The sequence below is a fragment of the Scytonema sp. PCC 10023 genome, from assembly GCF_963920835.1.
Classification (GTDB): Bacteria; Cyanobacteriota; Cyanobacteriia; order Cyanobacteriales; family Nostocaceae; genus Kalymmatonema.
In genome coordinates this window covers 24,102-30,787 of record NZ_CAWUDP010000111.1, presented here as the reverse complement: position 1 = coordinate 30,787, position 6,686 = coordinate 24,102, and the positions used below count along the sequence as shown (strand labels likewise).

At 43.2% G+C, this 6,686-nt stretch carries 5 protein-coding genes and 1 pseudogene; 4 read left to right on the top strand and 2 right to left on the bottom strand.

Annotation, left to right across the window (positions count from 1 at the left end; all coding sequences use genetic code 11):
- Positions 1 to 75 precede the first annotated feature (75 nt).
- Entirely contained in the window at positions 76 to 618 is a 543-nt protein-coding gene (locus ACM0OZ_RS40175) for a helix-turn-helix domain-containing protein (RefSeq protein ID WP_414588453.1), read from the top strand.
- A 25-nt stretch (positions 619 to 643) separates the two neighbouring features.
- Positions 644 to 1,324 (top strand): transposase, encoded by a 681-nt coding sequence (locus ACM0OZ_RS40170; protein ID WP_414588454.1) that lies wholly within the window; start codon positions 644 to 646, stop codon positions 1,322 to 1,324.
- Positions 1,325 to 1,351: 27 nt separating this feature from the next.
- Here ACM0OZ_RS40170 and ACM0OZ_RS40165 read toward each other — a convergent pair.
- Both ACM0OZ_RS40165 and ACM0OZ_RS40160 read right to left on the bottom strand, forming a co-directional pair.
- Positions 1,352 to 4,118 (bottom strand): annotated as a pseudogene (locus tag ACM0OZ_RS40165) (Tn3 family transposase); the annotation flags it as partial.
- An 8-nt stretch (positions 4,119 to 4,126) separates the two neighbouring features.
- A complete protein-coding gene (locus ACM0OZ_RS40160; RefSeq protein WP_336230976.1) occupies positions 4,127 to 4,609 on the bottom strand; it encodes a double zinc ribbon domain-containing protein in 483 nt (160 codons plus the stop codon).
- A gap of 87 nt (positions 4,610 to 4,696) precedes the next feature.
- Between ACM0OZ_RS40160 and ACM0OZ_RS40155 the strand changes: the two genes are divergently transcribed.
- Both ACM0OZ_RS40155 and ACM0OZ_RS40150 read left to right on the top strand, forming a co-directional pair.
- A complete protein-coding gene (locus ACM0OZ_RS40155; protein WP_336230977.1) occupies positions 4,697 to 5,590 on the top strand; it encodes a tyrosine-type recombinase/integrase in 894 nt (297 codons plus the stop codon).
- 593 nt (positions 5,591 to 6,183) lie between these two features.
- Positions 6,184 to 6,381: a hypothetical protein gene (locus tag ACM0OZ_RS40150; protein WP_414588452.1), complete on the top strand. Its 198-nt coding sequence runs from the start codon at positions 6,184 to 6,186 to the stop codon at positions 6,379 to 6,381.
- Positions 6,382 to 6,686: the final 305 nt, after the last annotated feature.

Below are 6,686 nucleotides of genomic sequence, written 5' to 3'. Positions count from 1 at the left end.
CCACTAGTACTGTGCGACAGAAATAATCAGACAGTTTAAAATTGAGAAATGACATGAGCCGAGGAAAGTATCTTTGTGAGAGGACCAAAACCAACACCGATTGAATTGAGTGAACGCCAAAGTGAATTACTCGAACGAATTCTACGACGGCATAGTAGTTGCCAGCAGTTGGTAAAACGTGTGCAACTCATCCAAACAATGGCAGCAGGCAACAATAATCAGCAAGCAGCTGATATCACAGGGGTGACAAGAGAAACGGCAATTCGATGGCGGTGTCGATGGCTGATGGCAGTCGAGAAGTTAACCGCAGCAGAAATAGCTCGGGTGAGCGATCGCGAACTGATGGCAATGATTGAAGAGGTAGTAACGGACGAACCACGTTGTGGAGCACCGATGAAATTTAGTGCCGAACAACTGACACAAATTATTGCGATTGCGTGTAGTGACCCGAACGCCAGTGAATGCCCAATCAGTCATTGGAGTAGCACCGCGATTATGGTCGAAGCAATCGAACGTGGAATTGTGGAAAACATCTCACTGCGTTCGGTACAACGTTTTTTAAAAAGAAGCCGACTTAAAACCGCACCGCAGCCAATACTGGTTAAATGCAAAACCTAGTGATCCAGAGGCATTCGCACACGAAATTGAGACAGTATGTACGTTATATCGCAGTGCAGTCGAACTCAACGCCCAGGGAATACATCTGATTTGTACGGATGAAAAATCAGGGATTCAGGCATTGGAGAGAATCGCACCAACAAAACCGATGCAAGCAACATCTGTCGAGCGAATCGAATTTGAGTACATCCGGCATGGTACGCAGTGCCTAATAGCGAATTTTGAGGTAGCTACTGGAAAAGTGATTGCGCCGTCGATTGGTGCAACACGTACCGAAGCTGATTTTGTCACACATATTCAACAAACTGTTGGTTGCGATCCGAAAGGGGCTTGGATTTTTATTACAGACCAGTTAGATATTCATAAATCCGAATCACTTGTAAGGTGGGTAGCATCGGTTTGTGGGTTACAAATCGATTTGGGGGTCAAAGGCGAATGTGGGATTCTCAAGTCAACTGCCACACGCGCGGCGTTTTTGAGCGACCCAAATCATCGGATTCGGTTTGTTTACACACCAAAACATACCTCGTGGCTGAATCAAATTGAGTTATGGTTTAGCATTCTTGCACGGCGTTTACTCAAACGTGCAAGTTTTGTTTCAGTCTCGGACCTCAGGCAACGAATTTTTTCGTTTATTGATTACTTCAACAACGTCTTGGCGAAACCATTTCGTTGGACTTACACTGGTCGTCCTCTAGTTTTCTAAACTGTCTGATTATTTCTGTCGCACAGTACTAGCCCGATAAAACTGGTCTTCATAAGAGCGATGCGGAAGCCGCCACTTCGTGATCGCGTACTTCCCCCAGCCGATTAAAAAACACCGCTCTTTTCAGGGTATGTTTCGCCTCACCTTTATTTAGGCCCGCAGTCGCCCGTCGCCGCAATTCTGGACTCTGCAACCATTCCAAAGTAAACAAAGTCCGCTCAATCCTTCCCAACTCCCGTAAAGCTAAAGCTAAACGATTCTGGCGAGGATAGGAAGCTAATTTCCTCAACATCAAAGAAGCTGTCACCGTACCCGTCCGAATTGAACTAGCAAGGCGTAGAATCTCATCCCAAGACTCTTGAATCAATTTCACATTAATCTTGTCGCCTAACAAGGGTGCCAAAACAGAATCAGCAGGAGTAGGTTCAAAAGTATACAATTTCTTATCAGGTAAATCTCGCATTCGAGGTGCAAATCTAAACCCTAATAAATGGCACATCGCAAACACATGCTCGGTATAACCGCTTGTATCCGTATAATGCTCCTGAATCTGTAAATCACTCTCGTGATACAACAAACCATCCAAAACGTGAGTTGCATCCCTAATCGTGGCGTTAATTACTTTAACGTGAAATGGGACATACTGGTCAGAGATATGCGTGTAAAAAATCACGCTTCTATCTTTACCATACTTGGCATTAATCTCTTCATTAAAACTGCGATGTCCGCCTGCTCTAAACCGTTGACCATCAGAAGAAGATGTTGTCCCATCACCCCAATAAGCAGCAAATGGCACTTGTGTGTGGAAATTTACCACCTCTGCTAAAGCCTTGGAATAAGTTTCATCCCGAATATACCAATCTGCCACCCATGCTAAACGCTCAAAGGACATTCCTTGAATTGCGTCAGCCATCCGCGTTAAACCTAAATTAATACCATCAGCAAGCAAGGCACTTAACAAAACAACTTTATCGGATACTTGTTCTCCTAAATGTAAATGCGTAAAATGTTTAGTGAATTGCGTCCAAGAATCAACTTCTACTAACAAATCAGTCAACTTAATTCTTGGCAGTAAACTATGAACTTTTCTGCTAAATTCATCAACATTCTTCGGCACAGCATTGGTAAGAGGAGTGATAATTAACTGCTCGTTTTCTAATCTGACATCAACCAGTTTCTTCTCTGCCATTAAAGAAGAAACCAGCGATAATTGTTCAGATAATTCGAGTGTTCGTTGTTCAATATAGGTAGTAAAATCCGTCGCTACTGCCACAGGTATCGTGAGAGAAGAACGCATTGACTGCCATGCGCTATCTGCTAACAGATAATCCTCAAAATCTTGGAACTGTTTCGACCCCGCTACCCAAATATCTCCAGAACGCAAACCACTGCGTAACTCAGTTAAAGCACACATCTCATAGTAGTGACGCTCAATAGTATCGCCTTTAAATACGTGTTTTGACCAACGAGGTTTAACGAAACTAGTGTTCGCAGATTCCGGCACATTTCTCCGACCTGATATATTTAATTCTTTAATTATCTCCAAAGCTTTTAACACTGGTAAACTAGCTCTGGTAGCTTTGAATTCAAACACCTCTAACAACTTGGGTGTATAACGTCGCAACTGTGAATAACGGTTATCAAGGAGTTCAAGATAATCAAAATCTGCAGGTCTTGCTAGCTTCTCAGCTTCGGCAACACTACTGATAAATTTCTCCCAATCCAATACAGACTCAATTGCTTGATAGGCATCATTGGACTCATCTCTAGCTGCAATTAATGCCTTACCTACTTGAGCATACAATCGGACTTTCTCATTAATTGCTTTGCCATCACGTTGAAACTTATCGCCATGTTGATGCTCACTTTTATTAAATAACTTACCCATCATTTTATCGTGCATACCTATGGCATAATCGACCAATGAAGCACTCCATTCAATGAGAAAAGCAACTAAAATAGCATAGCGTCTCAATTCATCCAACCTAGATAAGTGAGCAGGTGTAGACTTCGCACCAGTTCTGGTAAATTGCAGCAGGCGATTTTGATGTACTGTTTTCAAGCATCCAGAGTCGAGATTGAGATGGCGAATAAACTCTAGTCTTTCCACCACCTTTAAAAAGTTTCTCGGATTAGCTAGACCCGGTGCTTGACGCAGCCAAATTAAATCAGTCAGCTTTTTATCAGGCTCTACAACTAATAACTTATCCAGTGCTGTCTTTTGTAATGTTGTTAAACTTTTAGTTAACTCAAGACATACTAATTTTTGAGCCCGATTTCTGACTTCCCAGGCTAAACGTTCTACCGTAGAAATAGCTGGAATAATAATTTGGCGCAAGCGCATCTCATCAATTAATACTCCCACAAGCGCCATTCCTTTATCTGATGATATGGCAAATGGTAATAACCATTTCGAGAGTTGCTTGTATGTAGATGTATTAAAAGTCCGAAATCCAAAATTATTTTGAATTTCTGCCAAATGTTCACGTCGAGTTGTATCCCTTTGGGAATATTCTGTTATTATTGCTGGGTCAAGTTTTAATTGAGATGCAATATAAAATAGTACAGATTCCGGTACTATTTCTCCTAGACTCCAAACACGGCCGGGAAAGCGTAGGTAACACAACTGTACGGCAAAACCCAGACGATTGTGTGGTCTACGACGCTCTTTTATAACTTTGAGTTCGTCATTACTAAAAGTATAGTAGCGAGCTATATCTCTTGTGGTAATAGAATCGGGAATTTCAGTAAATTGTAGTCGCTGTGCTGGAGATAAAAGTTCGCGCGTTGCCAATTAGATACCTATATATTTGATTTATCAGAAGTGGTTTGATTTTGCTTGTAGTTCGTACCGCAGTAAGGACAAAATTTAAATTTCAGCGACATAATTGGTTCATTGCAACTAACGCAACGATTCCGTAAAGCTGTACCGCAAGCAAAGCAATACTTCGACCGTAAGTCAGTCCACATTTGGTCAGGGGTAGTTCCTGGAGTCCAACATTTGGGGCAAAACTTGAGCGAAGTTATGGTTTCTGGAGAGACTTTCTTAGCTGCTGCATCCAAGTACTCTGGTGGTATCCCCAACGCCGAAGCCAAACCACCTTTAGCCTTTTGATTGAGCCTTGAAGTTTGTCCACCTTCAATTTTGCGGATGGTTTGGATATGTATTCCAGCTTTTAAACTCAACTCTTTTTGGGTTAAGGAAAGCTGACCCCGTAATCTCTGGACGTAATTAGCAAGCCCTTCTTCCCCCTTTGGAAGCGTCGAATGTTCTGTTACAACCATCAAAATATATCTGAAAATATATTTTTTAATGATAATTTAATATCAAAACTTTTATTCAAATGAATTGCAAAAAGCCCCTCTAAAGTGATGATGACTTTAGCCGCTTTAGCCACCGAGTTTTTAGAACGTCCGGGACTAGCCAAAAGTACTCTGCGTTCCTATGAGTCTACGATTATCCCCTTACTCAAGCAGTATGGTCGATGGTCAATAGAAATCATCGACCGACAAGTGTTGGTGGAATATCTCAATCAACTGACTGACCTTTCTTACACTACCCACCACCGTCATCAAGCTGTCATCACAGCTTTATTCAACTTTGCTGTTGATATGGGCTATCTTAAATCAAATCCGGTTGTGGGACTTTCAAGGCGCAAACCCAACCAAGACAAAGGAGAACATGCTACGGATGAAGCTGTGCGCTACCTTACTCACCATCAATTAAATATTCTGTATCGTGTCATTCAAAAAGATGCTCGGATGTCTGCTTTGGTGCGTTTATTACATACCAGTGGCGCTAGAATTGCGGAGATGTTGGCTCTAAATTTAGATGACATTGACCTCAAAGCCAGGAAATTTCAGGTTATTGGCAAAGGCAACAAGCAACGTTGGTGCTTTTACAGCGAAGTTGCGCTCAAGAGTCTAAATTACTACATTAAATATTACAGACACCCCAATCATCCAGCACTGTTTACTGCTCAACAGCCAAAAACATTTGAAGTCTCTCGCCTTTCGTACCGAATGGCGCATAAGTCCTGGACAAGCCTAATTGGGGAAACTCCAGAACTCCAAGAGATTCGTATTCATGACCTACGACATACTTTTGCTACAGAGCGAGTGGGACTGATGGGAATTGAAGAACTCAGAGCCCTGATGGGACATGAGAACATTCAGACAACATTACGGTATCAAAAAATAACGTCACAACGTGCTGAAGAAGTAGCACAATTGGCGTTAAAAAACCTGCCAAATTTTTCTGAATAATTTCAGTGTATAACTTCCCAAATGTGGCAGTAAAAAATACTTTTTTCCAAAAATACTATCAAGGTGCAGGGAATACATACTACTCTGCACCAACAAACTGAGGGTAAACAGTCTTCCAGTTGCTTATTATACAAGTATTAGTCAAATCACTTGTTTCCAGGTCTGAAACGATTGTAGGACAAGGGTTTCAGCCTTAGCGTACAATTTTCCCGTTTTGGCACGGTGACGCCTTCTTTTCCTCATAAATTAACACAATTTTGGTGGTAGATTCCTCCCTGTCGAGGGGAAAACCTGCACAAAACGCGCAACCCTTTTACGATTACCCGTTCTGCGTTCCACGATTAATCGTGGAGGCAGCCAAATCAAGCAGTTTATTAGAATAAATTCTTAATTAGTACTCAAAATCCTGCTTGATTTGGTGAGTCCAGCCCTGTAGGCGGGTCTCCCGCCGTAGGGGACTGGCGAACCCGAAGGGCAAGGGTTGCGCGTTTTGTGTAGATAAATGCGTCGTCTTCGTCGTTCGTCAGAAGTTAAGGCACTTTCCTTGAAATAACATCCCAGTCGGGTGAGTCCCTCGCGGTGCGGCACGGCTCTTGCACTTACTAGTAATAAAATATCCAGCCGTCGCCCAGCCTGATAGGCTGGGCACCAACACTCCTTACCGTCTTGCATACTGCATACCCGATAACGAATACGGTGAGGCAGCGCGGTCTTGGGGAGCCAGGGAAAGCAGGAGGGTTTCCCGACAAGCGGGAACTGGCGTTGGTTTCCCCCATGAGCGACTGCCGTAAGCGCAAAGCGCACACTGAACACAGAGCGTGCTGCTGCGCCTCTGTGTTGGCGCAGCGTGTCCTTTTGGACTCAGGACACACTTTGAATTTGAGCGTAAGCGCAAAGCGCAGGACCCCTCACGCGCAGCGTGTCCGTAGGGACGAGAGCGAGTGGGGTTGGGTAAAACAAGCGAAAAATCTGCACTCCGACGTAAGATGCCCTATGAAAAATTGTGATTTTTGTATCCCAGTTAACAAGCGGCGCATCTTACGTCAAGACGAGGCTTAGAACCCGTTAACTTGTAATGAGGCACCGCAGATTTTTC

Coding starts and splice junctions, on each gene's coding strand:
- ACM0OZ_RS40160 (WP_336230976.1), bottom strand. CDS start 4,609: ATGGTTGTAACAGAACATTCGACGCTTCCAAAGGGGGAAGAAGGGCTT.
- ACM0OZ_RS40155 (WP_336230977.1), top strand. CDS start 4,697: ATGATGACTTTAGCCGCTTTAGCCACCGAGTTTTTAGAACGTCCGGGA.